Annotated in this window: 15 protein-coding genes; all 15 read right to left on the bottom strand. The window is 69.0% G+C overall.

The annotated features are described in order from the left end of the window. Positions 1–1443, bottom strand: a complete 1443-nt coding sequence (atpD, locus tag ACGFZA_RS04790) for a F0F1 ATP synthase subunit beta (protein WP_136328753.1) — start codon at positions 1441–1443, stop codon at positions 1–3. Next, positions 1443–2360: a F0F1 ATP synthase subunit gamma gene (locus ACGFZA_RS04785; RefSeq protein ID WP_385276043.1), complete on the bottom strand. Its 918-nt coding sequence runs from the start codon at positions 2358–2360 to the stop codon at positions 1443–1445. Before ACGFZA_RS04785 ends, atpD begins: the two co-directional genes overlap by 1 nt. 3 nt (positions 2361–2363) lie before the next feature. After that, positions 2364–3935 carry a F0F1 ATP synthase subunit alpha gene (gene atpA, locus ACGFZA_RS04780; protein WP_385276046.1) on the bottom strand — a complete coding sequence of 524 codons (1572 nt, stop codon included), beginning with the start codon at positions 3933–3935 and terminating at the stop codon, positions 2364–2366. A 140-nt stretch (positions 3936–4075) separates the two neighbouring features. Further along, a complete protein-coding gene (locus ACGFZA_RS04775) occupies positions 4076–4891 on the bottom strand; it encodes a F0F1 ATP synthase subunit delta (RefSeq protein WP_385276049.1) in 816 nt (271 codons plus the stop codon). After that, a complete protein-coding gene (locus ACGFZA_RS04770) occupies positions 4888–5433 on the bottom strand; it encodes a F0F1 ATP synthase subunit B (protein ID WP_385276052.1) in 546 nt (181 codons plus the stop codon). The genes ACGFZA_RS04775 and ACGFZA_RS04770 overlap by 4 nt, the downstream gene beginning before the upstream one ends. A gap of 37 nt (positions 5434–5470) precedes the next feature. Beyond that, positions 5471–5719, bottom strand: a complete 249-nt coding sequence (gene atpE, locus ACGFZA_RS04765; protein ID WP_018102636.1) for an ATP synthase F0 subunit C — start codon at positions 5717–5719, stop codon at positions 5471–5473. 67 nt (positions 5720–5786) lie between these two features. Next, positions 5787–6608: a F0F1 ATP synthase subunit A gene (atpB, locus tag ACGFZA_RS04760; protein ID WP_148020738.1), complete on the bottom strand. Its 822-nt coding sequence runs from the start codon at positions 6606–6608 to the stop codon at positions 5787–5789. Positions 6609–6834: 226 nt separating this feature from the next. Next, positions 6835–7272: a hypothetical protein gene (locus ACGFZA_RS04755; RefSeq protein ID WP_327708806.1), complete on the bottom strand. Its 438-nt coding sequence runs from the start codon at positions 7270–7272 to the stop codon at positions 6835–6837. A gap of 259 nt (positions 7273–7531) precedes the next feature. After that, the gene (locus tag ACGFZA_RS04750) at positions 7532–8923 is read right to left on the bottom strand and encodes an MraY family glycosyltransferase (protein WP_385276057.1); all 1392 of its coding nucleotides are present in this window, start codon (positions 8921–8923) and stop codon (positions 7532–7534) included. A 275-nt stretch (positions 8924–9198) separates the two neighbouring features. Continuing rightward, positions 9199–10461: a serine hydroxymethyltransferase gene (gene glyA / locus ACGFZA_RS04745; RefSeq protein WP_393677116.1), complete on the bottom strand. Its 1263-nt coding sequence runs from the start codon at positions 10459–10461 to the stop codon at positions 9199–9201. A gap of 156 nt (positions 10462–10617) precedes the next feature. Beyond that, positions 10618–11259, bottom strand: a complete 642-nt coding sequence (locus ACGFZA_RS04740; RefSeq protein WP_393677114.1) for a protein-tyrosine-phosphatase — start codon at positions 11257–11259, stop codon at positions 10618–10620. Next, the gene (locus tag ACGFZA_RS04735) at positions 11256–11903 is read right to left on the bottom strand and encodes an L-threonylcarbamoyladenylate synthase (RefSeq protein ID WP_148020733.1); all 648 of its coding nucleotides are present in this window, start codon (positions 11901–11903) and stop codon (positions 11256–11258) included. The genes ACGFZA_RS04740 and ACGFZA_RS04735 overlap by 4 nt, the downstream gene beginning before the upstream one ends. Positions 11904–11949: 46 nt before the next feature. After that, positions 11950–12795, bottom strand: coding sequence for a peptide chain release factor N(5)-glutamine methyltransferase (gene prmC, locus ACGFZA_RS04730; protein WP_352122168.1), 846 nt, complete (start codon positions 12793–12795; stop codon positions 11950–11952). A gap of 50 nt (positions 12796–12845) precedes the next feature. Further along, positions 12846–13922: a peptide chain release factor 1 gene (prfA, locus tag ACGFZA_RS04725; protein ID WP_385276064.1), complete on the bottom strand. Its 1077-nt coding sequence runs from the start codon at positions 13920–13922 to the stop codon at positions 12846–12848. Positions 13923–14072: 150 nt separating this feature from the next. Further along, entirely contained in the window at positions 14073–14297 is a 225-nt protein-coding gene (gene rpmE / locus ACGFZA_RS04720; RefSeq protein ID WP_326657941.1) for a 50S ribosomal protein L31, read from the bottom strand. Positions 14298–14410 lie beyond the last annotated feature (113 nt).

Raw genomic sequence — 14410 nt, 5'->3', positions numbered from 1 at the left:
TCAGGAGACGCCGAGCTCCTTGGCGTTGGCCTTCAGGTCCTCGATGCCACCGCACATGAAGAACGCCTGCTCGGGGAAGTGGTCGTACTCCCCGTCACAGATCGCGTTGAACGCGGCGATCGACTCGTCGAGCGGAACGTCCGAACCGTCCAGGCCGGTGAACTGCTTGGCGGCGTGGGTGTTCTGCGACAGGAAGCGCTCGACGCGACGGGCACGGTGGACAACGAGCTTGTCCTCCTCGCCCAGCTCGTCGATACCGAGGATCGCGATGATGTCCTGGAGGTCCTTGTACTTCTGCAGGATCCCCTTGACGCGGCTGGCCGTGTCGTAGTGGTCCTGCGCGATGTAGCGCGGGTCCAGGATGCGGGACGTGGAGTCCAGCGGGTCCACGGCCGGGTAGATGCCCTTCTCGGAGATCGGACGGGAGAGAACCGTCGTCGCGTCGAGGTGGGCGAACGTGGTGGCCGGGGCCGGGTCGGTCAGGTCGTCCGCGGGGACGTAGATCGCCTGCATCGAGGTGATCGAGTGACCACGCGTCGAGGTGATGCGCTCCTGGAGCACACCCATCTCGTCGGCCAGGGTCGGCTGGTAACCCACTGCGGACGGCATGCGGCCGAGCAGCGTGGAGACCTCGGAACCGGCCTGCGTGAAGCGGAAGATGTTGTCGATGAAGAGCAGCACGTCCTGCTTCTGCACATCGCGGAAGTACTCCGCCATGGTCAGGGCGGACAGGGCCACGCGAAGACGCGTGCCCGGCGGCTCGTCCATCTGGCCGAAGACCAGCGCGGTCTTCTCCAGAACGCCCGAGTCCGTCATCTCGTCGATGAGGTCGTTGCCCTCGCGGGTGCGCTCACCGACGCCGGCGAACACCGACACACCGTCGTGCAGCTTCGCCACACGCATGATCATTTCCTGGATGAGGACCGTCTTGCCGACGCCCGCACCACCGAACAGACCGATCTTGCCGCCCTTGACGTACGGGGTCAGCAGGTCGACGACCTTCAGGCCGGTCTCGAACATCTCGGTCTTGGACTCGAGCTGGTCGAAGGCCGGGGCCTTGCGGTGGATCGGCCAGCGCTCGGTGATCTGAGCTTCGGCCTCCGGCTCGTTCAGGATCTGACCGAGGGTGTTGAACACCTTGCCCTTGGTGATGTCACCGACGGGGACGGTGATGCCCGCGCCCGTGTCGGTCACCGGGGCCTGGCGGACCAGACCGTCGGTGGGCTGCATCGAGATCGCGCGGACCACGCCGTCACCCAGGTGCTGGGCGACTTCGAGGGTCAGCGTCTTACGAGCGCCGGCCTCGGCCGGGTCGTCGACCTCGACGTGCAGGGCGTTGTAGATCTCCGGCATCGCGTCGACGGGGAACTCCACGTCGACGACCGGGCCGATGACCCGGGCGACGCGGCCCGTGGCAGCGGCCGTCTCAACTGTCGTCGTCATTACTTGTCACTCCCCGCGGACGCGTCGGCCAGCGCACCTGCACCGCCGACGATCTCGCTGATTTCCTGGGTGATTTCGGCCTGGCGGGCCGCGTTGGCAAGCCGGGAGAGGCTCTTGATCAGATCCCCGGCATTGTCGGTCGCCGACTTCATCGCGCGGCGGCGGGCGGCGTGCTCGGAAGCGGCAGCCTGCAGCAGTGCGTTGTAGATGCGGCTCTCGACGTAGCGCGGCAGAAGGGCGTCCAGGACGTCCTCCGCCGACGGCTCGAAGTCGAACAGGGGAAGGATCTCGTCCTTCTCCGTGCTCTCCTTCGCGACCTCGTCGATCGAGAGCGGCAGCATCCGGCCGTCGACCGCGTTCTGCGTCATCATCGACACGAACTCGGTGAAGACGATGTGCAGTTCGTCGACGCCGCCCTCGGCCGTGTCCTTCGTGATGGACTCGATCAGGGGCGCGGCGATCTTCTTGGCGTCCGCGTACTCCGGGCTGTCGGTGAAGCCGGTCCACGACTCCACAACCTTGCGCTCGCGGAACCCGTAGTAGGCGACACCCTTACGGCCGACGATGTACGTGTCGACCTCCTTGCCCTCGGCCGCCAGCCGCTCCCGCAGCTTCTCCGCCGCCTTGATGGCGTTGGAGGAGTAGCCGCCGGCCAGACCGCGGTCGCTCGTGAGGAGCAGGACCGCGGCCCGCACCGGGGCGTCGGCCTCGGTGGTGAGCGGGTGCTTGGTGTTGGAGCCGGTCGCCACCGCGGTCACCGCACGGGTGAGCTCGGTCGCGTACGGCATCGACGCCGTCACCTTGCGCTGCGCCTTGACGATGCGCGAGGCGGCGATCATCTCCATCGCCTTGGTGATCTTCTTGGTCGCGGTGACGGCTTGGATGCGGCGCTTGTAAACGCGAAGCTGAGCGCCCATCGATCAGCCCTCGCCCAGGAGCTTGCCGTCCGAGGTCTCGAACTGCTGCTTGAAGGCGGCGATCGCGTCGGCGACCGACTGCAGCGTGTCGTCGGACATCTTGCCGCCCTCGGCGATGCTGGTCAGGAGGTCCTTGCGCTCACGGCGCAGGTACTCCAGCAGCTCGCTCTCGAAGCGGCGGATGTCCTCGACCGGGACGTCGTCCATCTTGCCCGTGGTGCCGGCCCAGACGGAGACGACCTGCTCCTCCATCGGGAACGGGGCGTACTGCGGCTGCTTCAGCAGCTCGACCATGCGCTTACCGCGCTCCAGCGACGCCTTGGAGGCCGCGTCCAGGTCGGAACCGAAGGCGGCGAACGCCTCCAGCTCACGGAACTGGGCGAGGTCCACGCGCAGTCGGCCGGAGACCTGCTTCATGGCCTTGTGCTGGGCGGAGCCACCGACTCGGGAGACCGAGATACCGACGTTGAGCGCCGGACGCTGACCCGCGTTGAACAGGTCGGACTCCAGGAAGCACTGGCCGTCGGTGATGGAGATGACGTTGGTCGGGATGAACGCCGACACGTCGTTCGCCTTGGTCTCGACGATCGGGAGGCCCGTCATCGAACCGGCGCCCATGTCGTCGGAGAGCTTGGCGCAGCGCTCCAGCAGACGCGAGTGCAGGTAGAAGACGTCGCCCGGGTAGGCCTCGCGGCCCGGCGGACGGCGCAGCAGAAGCGACACGGCGCGGTAGGCGTCGGCCTGCTTCGAGAGGTCGTCGAAGATGATCAGAACGTGCTTGCCGTCGTACATCCAGTGCTGGCCGATGGCCGAACCGGTGTACGGCGCCAGGTACTTGAAGCCGGCCGGGTCGGACGCCGGGGCGGCGACGATGGTCGTGTACTCGAGCGCGCCGGCCTCTTCCAGGGCACCTCGCACGGAGGCGATGGTGGAGCCCTTCTGACCGATGGCGACGTAGATGCAGCGCACCTGCTTGTTCACGTCGCCCGAGCGCCAGTTGTCGCGCTGGTTGATGATCGTGTCGACGGCCAGCGCGGTCTTACCCGTCTGACGGTCGCCGATGATCAGCTGACGCTGGCCGCGGCCGATCGGCACCATGGCGTCGACGGCCTTGTAGCCGGTCTGCATCGGCTCGTGCACCGACTTGCGGACCATGACGCCAGGGGCCTGCAGCTCGAGGGCGCGGCGGCCTTCGGTCGCGATCTCGCCGAGACCGTCGATCGGGTTGCCGAGCGGGTCGACGACGCGGCCGAGGTAACCCTCGCCGACGCCGACGGAGAGCACCTCACCGGTGCGCTGCACCGGCTGGCCCTCCTCGATTCCGCTGAACTCGCCGAGGACGATCGCACCGATCTCGCGCTCTTCGAGGTTGAGGGCGAGACCGAGGGTTCCGTCCTCGAACTTCAGCAGTTCGTTCGCCATGGCGGAGGGCAGGCCCTCCACCTTCGCGATGCCGTCGCCGGCAACGCTGACCGTTCCGACCTCCTCGCGCGAGGCCGCGTCCGGCTGGTACGACTGGACAAAGTTCTCCAGTGCGTCCCGGATCTCCTCCGGCCGGATCGTGAGCTCCGCCATCTGGGTTCCCTGCTCTCCTTGTTGGGCCCGAAGTTTCTTAAGGGGGTCTGGGGGCCGACCCCCAGGAATCTTCTGCAATTTCTGCACGGCCCAACCGGGCCGCTGGTCTTGCTCTGTTCTGTTTGGTACGCCGCGCGAGGTCAGCCGGCCATGCGACGGGTCGCCTCGTCGAGGCGCTCCGCGATGCTGCCGTTGATGACCTCGTCGCCGACCCGCACCACGATCCCGCCGAGGACCTCGGGGTCCACGTCGAGGCTCAGGTGCATCTGCCGGCCGTAGATCTTCGCCAGGGCGGCGCCGAGACGCTGCTTCTGCCGGTCACTGAGCGGCACGGCCGAGGTGACGACCGCAACCACGCGGTCCCGGCGGTCCGCGGCGAGCTTGGAGAGGGATTCGAGTCCCGCTTCCAGGCTACGTCCCCGGGGCTGGGTGACAAGCCGCACCACGATGCGCTCGGTGGTGGGCCGCGCCTTGCCGCCGAGCAGGCTGCGCAGCAGCTCGCCCTTGGCGGCGGGGGTCGCGGTCCGGCTGGTGAGCGCGGAGCGCAGCTCGGCGTCCGAGGCCACGATCCGGCCGAACCGGAACAGCTCGTCCTCGACGTCGTCGAGGTCTCCGCTGCGCTGGGCGGCGGTGAGGTCGGCGGTGTTCGCCAGCTCCTCGACCGAGTCGACCAGGTCACGCGACTGCGACCAGCGCGAGCGGACCATGCCGGAGACCAGGTCGACGGCTTCGCCGCCCACCTGACCGCCCAGCAGGCGTCCCGCCAGCTCGGCCCTGGCCTCGCCGGCCTGCGCCGGGTCGGTCAGGACCCGGCGCAGCGACACCTCGCGGTGCAGCAGCGACGTGACGCCGGCCAGGTCCTCGGCGAGCTTCGCCGCGTCGACCGACGTGTTGTCGGTCAGCGCGTCGAGACGCTCGCGTGCGGCGGCCAGTGCCTCGCGGCTCGCGCTGTTCATCGGACTGCCTCGGCCTTCGCCTCGAGCTCGTCGAGGAACCGGTCGACGGTGCCGCTCTGCCGGGCGTGGTCCTCGAGGGACTCGCCGACGAGCTTGCCGGCCAGGTCGGTGGCGAGCTTGCCCACGTCCTGACGCAGCGCCGAAGCGGCGGCCTTGCGGTCGGCCTCGATCTGGGCGTGACCGGCAGCGACGATCTCCTCGCGCTGCCGCTGGCCTTCCGCCCTCATTTCCTGCAGGATCACGGCGCCCTGCTCCTGCGCGTCCTGGCGCAGACGAGCGGCTTCGTGGCGGGCCTCGGCGAGCTGAGCCTTGTACTGCTCAAGAACGCTCTGGGCCTCGGTCTGGGCCGCATCGGCCTTTTCGATACCGCCTTCGATGGCCTCGCGACGCTCTTCCAGAACCTTGTTGATGTTCGGGAGGAGCTTCTTGGCGAGGAAGCCGAAGACGATGACGAAAGCGATGAGGCCAATGACGAGCTCGGGAATCGGCGGGATGAGCGGGTTTTCCGCTTCCTCCGCGGCGAGCTGAACCAGGGGGTTCACGTCAGTGCCTTCCGTCGAATGGGCTGTTCGCGACCGGTCAGGAGGTCGGGTAGACGAACGGCATGACCAGACCGATCAGGGCGAGCGCCTCACAGAAGGCGAAGCCGAGAATCTGGTTGGCGCGGATGAGACCGGCAGCCTCGGGCTGACGGGCGAGCGCCTGGGTGCCGTTACCGAAGATGATGCCGATGCCGACGCCGGGGCCGATCGCGGCGAGGCCGTAACCGATCGAGCCGAGGTTGCCCTTGATTTCGACGCCGGCGGCGAGGGTCTGGAGAGCGGACATGCCGGTTCTTCCTTCTCTTTCAATGTCCGGTGGGGGTTGGCCACCGGGTGCTTCAGGAGGTGGGTGCTCAGTGGCCCTTGGCGAGAGCGCCCTGGACGTAGCTGCAGGCCAGCAGCACGAACACATAGGCCTGGACAGCCTGGATGAAGAGCTCGAAGGCGGTCATCACGATGACCATCACGAACGACACGCCTGCGTAGGCGAAGCCGATGCCGTTGAGCAGGTACCAGCTGGCGATCGTGAAGAGCAGCAGGAGCGTGTGTCCCGCGAACATGTTCGCGAACAGTCGGACCGCGTGCGTGAACGGCCGGACCAGCAGGTTCGAGAAGAACTCGATGGTCATCGAGAGCGGCAGAACCCCGCCGAGGCTCTTGTCGTAGCCCGTGAAGTTCTTGAAGGCTCCGACGAAGCCGTGCTTCTTGAAGGTCAGGACGACCCACAGGATGTAGACGATCCCGGCGAGAGCCGCCGGATACGAGATGATCGCCGTCACGGGGAACTGGGCAACCGGGATGATGGACCAGAGGTTCATCATCCAGATGACGAAGAACAGCGAGACCATCAGCGGGACGTACTTCTCGCCGTCCTTCTTGCCGATCGTCTCGTAGACGATGCCGCGGCGGACGAAGTCGTATCCGGCCTCGGCCACCATCTGAAGCTTGCCGGGCACCAACTTCGGCTTACGGAAGGCGGCCCAGAAGAAGCCAACGATGATGACCGAGCCGAGCAGGGCCAGCAGCATCGTCTTGTTGAAGTACAAGTTGCTGTCCGCATCGCCCCAGAGGGGCTCGAACAGGAACGAGTGCAGGCCGGGTGCCGGGAAACCACAACCGTCGAAGATGTGGCAATCGGTCTCGAAGGCGAGCACCTGTGTCGGGTCAGCACTCACCGCGGGCTCCTTCAGCGTGGCGCATAGGTACGGCAACCTCGTTGTGTCGGCGCGGCGCGCAGCCGCGGTTCGGCACTGGACTGGTGTTTCGGATGTGTGAGCGGCAGTCAGGCATGTGAGCCTCGCGATCGTGCAGGCGTCAGCTCACATGCCCGCGCCCGCAGTGCCGCAGTTGGAACCGGACGATAGCAGGGTCTCGAACCTGCACTTATTCCGCCCCTACCCTTCACGCTGCGGATCCCGGCTTCTTGGGCTTTTCGTCCTTGTCGGACTCGGGTTCCACGTAAAGGATCTTGGCCTTCATGTGCGCACGCGCCTGTGCGCCGATCCACACGAGTGTCGTCACGACCAGGGTGATCGCGAAGGCCTTCGGGTTGAACAGCGAGGTGTTCTTGAATACGGCGACGAAGATGAACAGCAGCAGGAGTTGCGCCGTGTACAGCGCGAGCCCCATCGCCTGGAAGAGGTGGGGCATGGACCTGGCGGTCCGTTGCAGGACCACCAGTCCGATTCCCATGAAGAGGATGACCACGATCGTCGCAACGATCGCGCCCAGGGCTCCCTTGCCACCGGCGACGCCAGCGCTGATCGCGGCGGCGACAGCGCCGGCGACAGCGGTGGGGACGGCGGTCTGGAGGAGAGTCCGGACGTCGTTGGACGGCATGGCGGCAGCTCCGCTTACTGGGGGTGGGCAGTGTGTCGTCATGGACGAGCGTAGGCCCGGTCCGAGTCGATGCCTCGGGGCCAAGGGACCGTGCTACTCAGGTCCTTCGGCTCTGTCACCGGGTTCGTGAACGGTATCACAAACTATTTGATGAGGTCTTTACCTGGAAAGTGTGCTTGCTGTCACACGTAAGGACTAATTGACGCATGTGGTCAAGGCAACTCAACGAGTTGTCTGGTATTGCCCCTTGGTGCCCGAATTACCGGCGCGTCGAATCGGCCTTGCGCCGATCCGCGAAACGAGAACGGGGGCCGATCGCGGTCGCCCCGTTGACGCCGGACACCCCGGCGGCGATCGGGGCCTGCGGCACGGACTCGTGCCCGTCCTGCCCCATCTGGTCACCCAGGGGCCCCTGTTGGTCCTCCAGCGCCTGCGAAGGCTCCGTACCGGCGTCCTCCCCGGCCCGCCGCTTGCGACGGCGGTAGCGCGGCGGCACGACGCGTTCCGCCCAGCGGGGGGCGCGCGGCGTGAACCGGGGCATCAGCAGCAGGATCAGCCCGAGCGCGCTCAGCCCCACGATCAGGAGCACGATCCACATCGACGTCGAGTGCACCGAGTAGCCGACCGCGCCGAAGGCGATCAGGGCCGACCAGAAGTACATGATCAGCACCGACCGGCTGTGCGAATGCCCGATCTCCAGCAGCCGGTGGTGCAGGTGTCCGCGGTCCGCGGCGAACGGCGACTGTCCGTTCCACGTACGCCGCACGATCGCCAGCACCAGGTCCGCGGCCGGGATCGCGATGATCGTCAGCGGCAGGAGCAGCGGGATGAAGACCGGCAGCATCGCGTGGGTCGCCTGCCGTTCGCTTCCCGCGAAGAGCTTCATCGCGTCCGGGTCGACCTGCCCGGTGACCGAGATCGCGCCGGCGGCGAGGACCAGGCCGATCAGCATCGACCCGGAGTCCCCCATGAAGATCCGCGCGGGATGCATGTTGTGCGGCAGGAAGCCGAGGCACATGCCCATCAGGATCGCAGTGAAGAGCGTCGCGGGGGCGGCCGCCTCGATCCCGTACCCGTACCAGAGCCGGTAGGTGTAGAGGAAGAGCGCGGCCGAGGCGATGCACACCATGCCGGCCGCCAGGCCGTCCAGGCCGTCGACGAAGTTGACCGCGTTGATGGTGATGACGACGAGCGCGACGGTCAGCAGCGTGCCCTGCCACTGGGTGAGCGGGACCGTGCCGACGCCCGGGATCGGCAGCCACAGGATCGTGAGGCCCTGGAGCACCATGACCGCCGCGGCGATCATCTGTCCGCCCAGCTTGATCAGGGCGTCGATCTCGAACTTGTCGTCCAGGACGCCGATCAGCCAGATCAGGGCCGCCCCGGAGAGCAGGGCCCGCGGTTCGTTGGAGAGCTCGAAGACGCCGTCGAGGTTGGACAGGTGATCGGCGACGATCAGCCCGGCGCAGAGCCCGCCGAACATGGCGATGCCACCGAGCCTCGGTGTCGGTTCGCGGTGGACGTCACGCGCACGGATCGCGGGCATCGCCCCGACCGCGATGGCGAACTTACGCACCGGGCCGGTGAGCAGATACGTCACCGCGGCCGTGACACAGAGCGTCAGCAAGTAATCACGCACGGGCTGCCCCATAAATGTCGCCGGCCATCTCAGCCCACACCTTAGCCCGACCGGCACATGGGGGTGGAAGCAGCGGCGGGGCCGGGTGGGCGCAGCCGCGGGGCGGGGCGTCGTGGCGACGCGGAGCGTTGCCTGCCGACGACATCGTCGAGGGGGTGCGTGCCCGGCCCCACGACGCCGCCCCCCTGTACCGGTCGGGCTCTACGAGGTCGGCCTCATGGTGGAGGACGCGGCGCTTCCCGGGTCGGTTGCACGGGCCGCCACCGTCGCGGGCACCGGGGCCCCGCTCAGCCCGGGTACGGCGGGTGCTGCGCCGCCATCTCCCGTACCTCCGTGAGGAGATCGCCGCCCTCCCCGCGCACCGCGGACCCGAACAGCACCGCCAGGCGGGCCATGTCGGGCTCGTCCATGCCCTGGGTGGTGACGGCCGCGGTGCCGAGCCTGATGCCCCGGGCGTCGCCGTACGGAAGCGCGCAGGTGTCCAGCACCAGGCCGGCGGCGGCCAGCCGCGCGCGTGCGGTGGGCCCGTCGACGCCCAGCGGGGCCGGGTCCGCGACGATCAGGTGGGTGTCCGTGCCGCCGGTGGTGACGTCGAAGCCCTCCGCCTCCAGGCCGGCGGCCAGCACCCGGGCGTGCGCCACCACCTGGTGGGCGTACGCGGCGAAGGCCGGCGCGGCCGCCTCGCCGAACGCGACGGCCTTCGCCGCCACCGTGTGCATCTGGGCGCCGCCCTGGGTGAAGGGGAACACCGCCCGGTCGATCCGCTCCGCCAGTTCCGCGCCGCACAGGATCATGCCGCCGCGCGGCCCCCGCAGCACCTTGTGCGTGGTGGCGCAGACCACGTCCGCGTACGGCACGGGACTCGGCGCCGCTCCCCCGGCGATCAGTCCCATCGGGTGCGCGGAGTCGGCGATGAGGTACGCGCCCACCTCGTCGCAGATCTCCCGGAACAGCTCGTGGTCGGGGTGGCGGGGGTAGGAGATCGAACCGCTGACGATCGCCTTGGGCCGGTGCGTGCGGGCCAGGGTGCGGACCTGGTCGTAGTCGATCAGCCCGCTCTCGGAGTCCACCCCGTAGCCGATGAACTCGAACCAGCGGCCGGAGAAGTTGGCGGGCGAACCGTGCGTGAGGTGGCCGCCGTACGGGAGTCCCATCGCGAGCACGGTGTCACCGGGGCGCAGCAGCGCCGCGTACGCCGCGAGGACCGCCGAGGAGCCGGAGTGCGGCTGCACATTGGCGTGTTCGGCGCCGAAGAGCGAGGTGGCGCGGCGGATGGCGATGCGTTCGGCGGCGTCCGCCTGCTCGCAGCCGCCGTGGTGGCGGGCGCCGGGGTATCCCTCGGCGTACTTGTTGGCGAGCGGGGAGCCGAGGGCGGCCAGGACCGCGGGCGAGGTGAAGTTCTCCGCCGCGGTCAGCTGGAGCGTCCCGGACTGCCGGTGGAGCTCCCCCACCAGCACATCGGCGATCTCCGGGTCCTCCCGGAGCAGCGCGTCGAAGTCATGCGGCAGGGCGGCGACGGCGGAGGGTGCGGCAGCGGTGGTGACCGGCATCGGGGGCTCCGGGCCTGGGGAGGGGTGGCGTCAGCTCCAATGTAGGCCCGTGGCGGGTCCGCGGCGCGCTGTCGTGGGCCGTGACGCACCCGTCCGGGCGTGGTCCTCCCCGTACGGCCGTCGGCGCGGCACGGACGGCCCTCGGGCGTCAGCCGTTCAGTGCGGCGCCGATACGCCCGTCAGCGCGGTGACGACCGGGTCCAGGGCCTGGTTGATCTCGTCGCCGATGGACCGGAAGAACGTGATGGGGGCGCCGTACGGGTCGTAGACCTCGTCGGCTTCGACGGTCGGGGCCAGCAGCCAGCCGCGCAGCGCGGCGGCGGCCCGGACCAGCGCGCGGGCGCGCTCGACGACGCCCTCGTCGCTCGCGTCGGGCAGCGTGGCGGGGTCTATCGCCCGGACCAGCCGGGTGAACTCCTTGAGCGTGAAGGTGCGCAGTCCGGCCGAGTGGCCCATCGAGATCACCTGGGCCCGGTGGTCGCGGGTGGCGGTGAGCACCAGGTCGGCGCGGATCACGTGCTCGTCGAGCAGCTCGCGGCCCACGAATCCGGTGGCGTCGGCACCGAAGTCGGCGAGCACCACCTCCGCGTTGGCCTCCATCGGGGCGCCTTCGTGTCCCCAGGTGCCCGCGCTCTCCACGATCAGCCCGCCCAGGAGCGGGTCGCCCAGGCGGTCCACGAGGGCATGGCGCGTCAGCCGCTCGGTGATCGGTGAGCGGCAGACGTTGCCGGTGCTGACGTGGAGGATGCGGAAGGTGTCGGTCTGCCCCGCTATGCCACGCCCCTCAGGGGCGGTCAATTGGCCACCTCGAGGTCGGGTACCACCTTGCGCAGCTCCTCCGCGGAGAGCGCGCCGGCGCGCAGCAGGACCGGCACCTTGCCGGTGACGTCGACGATCGAGGACGGGACGATGCCCGGGGTGGGGCCGCCGTCGAGGTACACGGACACGGAGTCGCCGAGCATCTCCTGGGCGGCGTCGCAGTCCTCGGGCGAGGGGTGTCCGGTGAGGTTGGCGCTGGACACGGCCATCGGGCCGACCTCGGTGAGCAGTTCGATGGCCACCGGGTGCAGCGGCATCCGGATGGCGACGGTGCCGCGGGTGTCGCCGAGGTCCCACTGGAGCGACGGCTGGTGCTTGGCGACGAGCGTGAGCGCGCCCGGCCAGAAGGCGTCCACCAGCTCCCACGCCTGCTCCGAGAAGTCCGTCACCAGGCCGTGCAGGGTGTTCGGCGAGCCGATGAGGACGGGCGTCGGCATGTTGCGGCCGCGGCCCTTGGCCTCCAGGAGGTCGACGACGCCCTCGGAACTGAAGGCGTCCGCACCGATCCCGTACACGGTGTCGGTGGGCAGCACGACCAGTTCGCCGCGGCGGACGGCGGACGCGGCCTCGCGCAGACCCGTCGTACGGTCCGTGGCGTCGTTGCAGTCGTATCGCCGTGCCATCAGCCGGCCTCCTCAAGCATGTACGGGTAGGGGTGGATTCCGCCGGTCACGGCATGGCCTTGCGGGCCGTGGCGAACCGGGGACGCCTGTTGAGGTCGGGGTGGTCGGCCGCGTCGGCCCAGCCCCGCTCCTCGGTGAAGATCCACGGCACCTGGCCGCCCTGGGTGTCCGCGTGCTCGATGACGACGAGGCCGCCGGGGCGCAGCAGACGGTGGGCGGTGCGCTCGATGCCGCGGATGGTGTCGAGGCCGTCCTCGCCCGAGAAGAGAGCCATCTCGGGGTCGTGGTCGCGGGCCTCGGGAGCCACGTACTCCCACTCGGTGAGCGGGATGTACGGCGGGTTGGAGATGACCAGGTCGACCTGGCCGTCGAGCTCGGGAAGGGCCGTCAGGGCGTCGCCGCGGTGCACGGTGACCCTGGACCCCTCGGCGTTCTTCCTGGTCCATTTGAGGGCGTCCTCGGACAGCTCCACGGCGTGCACGCGCGAGCGCGGCACCTCCTGGGCCATGGCGAGGGCGATGGCGCCCGATCCCGTGCAGAGGTCGACGATCAGCGGCTCGACGACGTCCATCGCGCGGACCGCGTCTATCGCCCAGCCGACGACCGATTCGGTCTCCGGCCGGGGCACGAAGACGCCGGGTCCGACCTGGAGCTCCAGGTAGCGGAAGAAGGCGCGGCCGGTGATGTGCTGGAGCGGTTCGCGGGCCTCGCGCCGGGCGATCGTCTCCCAGTAGCGGGCGTCGAAATCGGTGTCCGGCACGTTGTGCAGCTCGCCCCGCTTGACGCCGTGCACGAACGCGGCGAGTTCCTCCGCGTCGAATCGCGGTGAAGGGACACCGGCGTCGGCCAGCCGCTGGGTGGCCTGGGCCACCTCGGCGAGCAGCAGGTTCATCGCGGTTCTCCGTACGGGTTCACGAGCGGGGCGGGGCGGCGGGGCGGGACTTACGCGGCGGCGAGCTTGGCTGCGGAGTCGGCGTCGACACAGGCCTGGATCACAGCGTCCAGATCCCCGTCGAGCACCTGGTCCAAGTTGTACGCCTTGAAGCCGACGCGGTGGTCCGAGATCCGGTTTTCCGGGAAGTTGTACGTACGGATCTTCTCGGACCGGTCGACCGTTCGCACCTGGCTGCGGCGTACGTCGGACGCTTCCTGCTCGGCGGCTTCCTGGGCCGCGGCGAGAAGCCTCGACCGCAGGATACGCATGGCCTGCTCCTTGTTCTGGAGCTGGCTCTTCTCGTTCTGGCAGGAGGCGACGACGCCGGTGGGCAGGTGCGTGATGCGGACCGCGGAGTCGGTGGTGTTGACGGACTGGCCGCCGGGGCCGGAGGAGCGGTAGACGTCGATCCGGAGGTCGTTGGCGTGGATCTCCACGTCGACCTCCTCGGCCTCGGGCGTGACGAGCACACCGGCGGCGGAGGTGTGGATGCGGCCCTGGGACTCGGTGGAGGGCACGCGCTGCACGCGGTGCACGCCGCCCTCGTACTTCATCCGGGCCCAGACGCCCTGGCCGGGCTCGGTGGCACCGTTGCCGCCCTTGGTCTTCACGGCGACCTGGACGTCCTTGTAACCGCCGAGCTCGGACTCGGTGGAGTCGATGATCTCGGTCTTCCAGCCGACGCGCTCGGCGTAGCGCAGGTACATGCGCAGCAGATCGCCGGCGAACAGAGCCGACTCGTCGCCACCCGCACCCGCCTTGATCTCCAGGAGCACGTCCTTGTCGTCGCTGGGGTCCCGGGGCACGAGCAGGAGGCGGAGCCGCTCGGTGAGCTCCTCGCGCTGCTTTTCCAGGTCCTTGACCTCGGCGGCGAAGTCGGGGTCGTCGGCGGCGAACTCGCGGGCGGTCTCGATGTCGTCGCCGGTCTGCTTCCAGGAGCGGTACGTGGCGACGATCGGGGTCAGCTCGGCGTAGCGCTTGTTGAGCTTGCGCGCGTTGGCCTGGTCGGCGTGGACCGACGGGTCCGCGAGCTTCTTCTCGAGATCGGACTGTTCGCCGATCAGTTCCTCGACCGCCTCGAACATCTTCGGGCTCCTGGTTCCTACGCTCATCATGCCTGCCGGCCGGCGGATGCCTGCCGGGCGGGATACGGGCCTGCCGTCGTCCCGGCCGGAAAAAAACGCCGGTCCCGGCGCCCCCGGGAAGAGGGCGCCAAGGACCGGCGCAGTGGCTCGCTACTTGCTGGCGGAGCCGGCGGCCTTGCCGAAGCGGGCCTCGAAGCGGGCCACGCGGCCACCGGTGTCGAGGATCTTCTGCTTGCCCGTGTAGAACGGGTGGCACTCGGAGCAGACGTCGGCACGGATGGCGCCGTTGTCCAGGGTCGACCGGGTGGTGAACGACGCGCCACAGGTGCAGCTGACCTGCGTCTCGACGTACTGGGGGTGAATGTCGCGCTTCAAGGGTTTCTCCTAGGTTCGGGAGGGCGCCGGGTCGTACGCGCGGATTGCGCGTCCGTGAACCGGGGCCGACGTACCAGTCTGCCAGGACTGGCCGTATCTCCCAAAACGGGGGT

It is taken from the genome of Streptomyces sp. NPDC048211 (assembly GCF_043202315.1).
In the GTDB taxonomy this organism is placed as follows: domain Bacteria; phylum Actinomycetota; class Actinomycetes; order Streptomycetales; family Streptomycetaceae; genus Streptomyces.
This window is presented reverse-complemented; position numbering and strand designations above follow the sequence as displayed.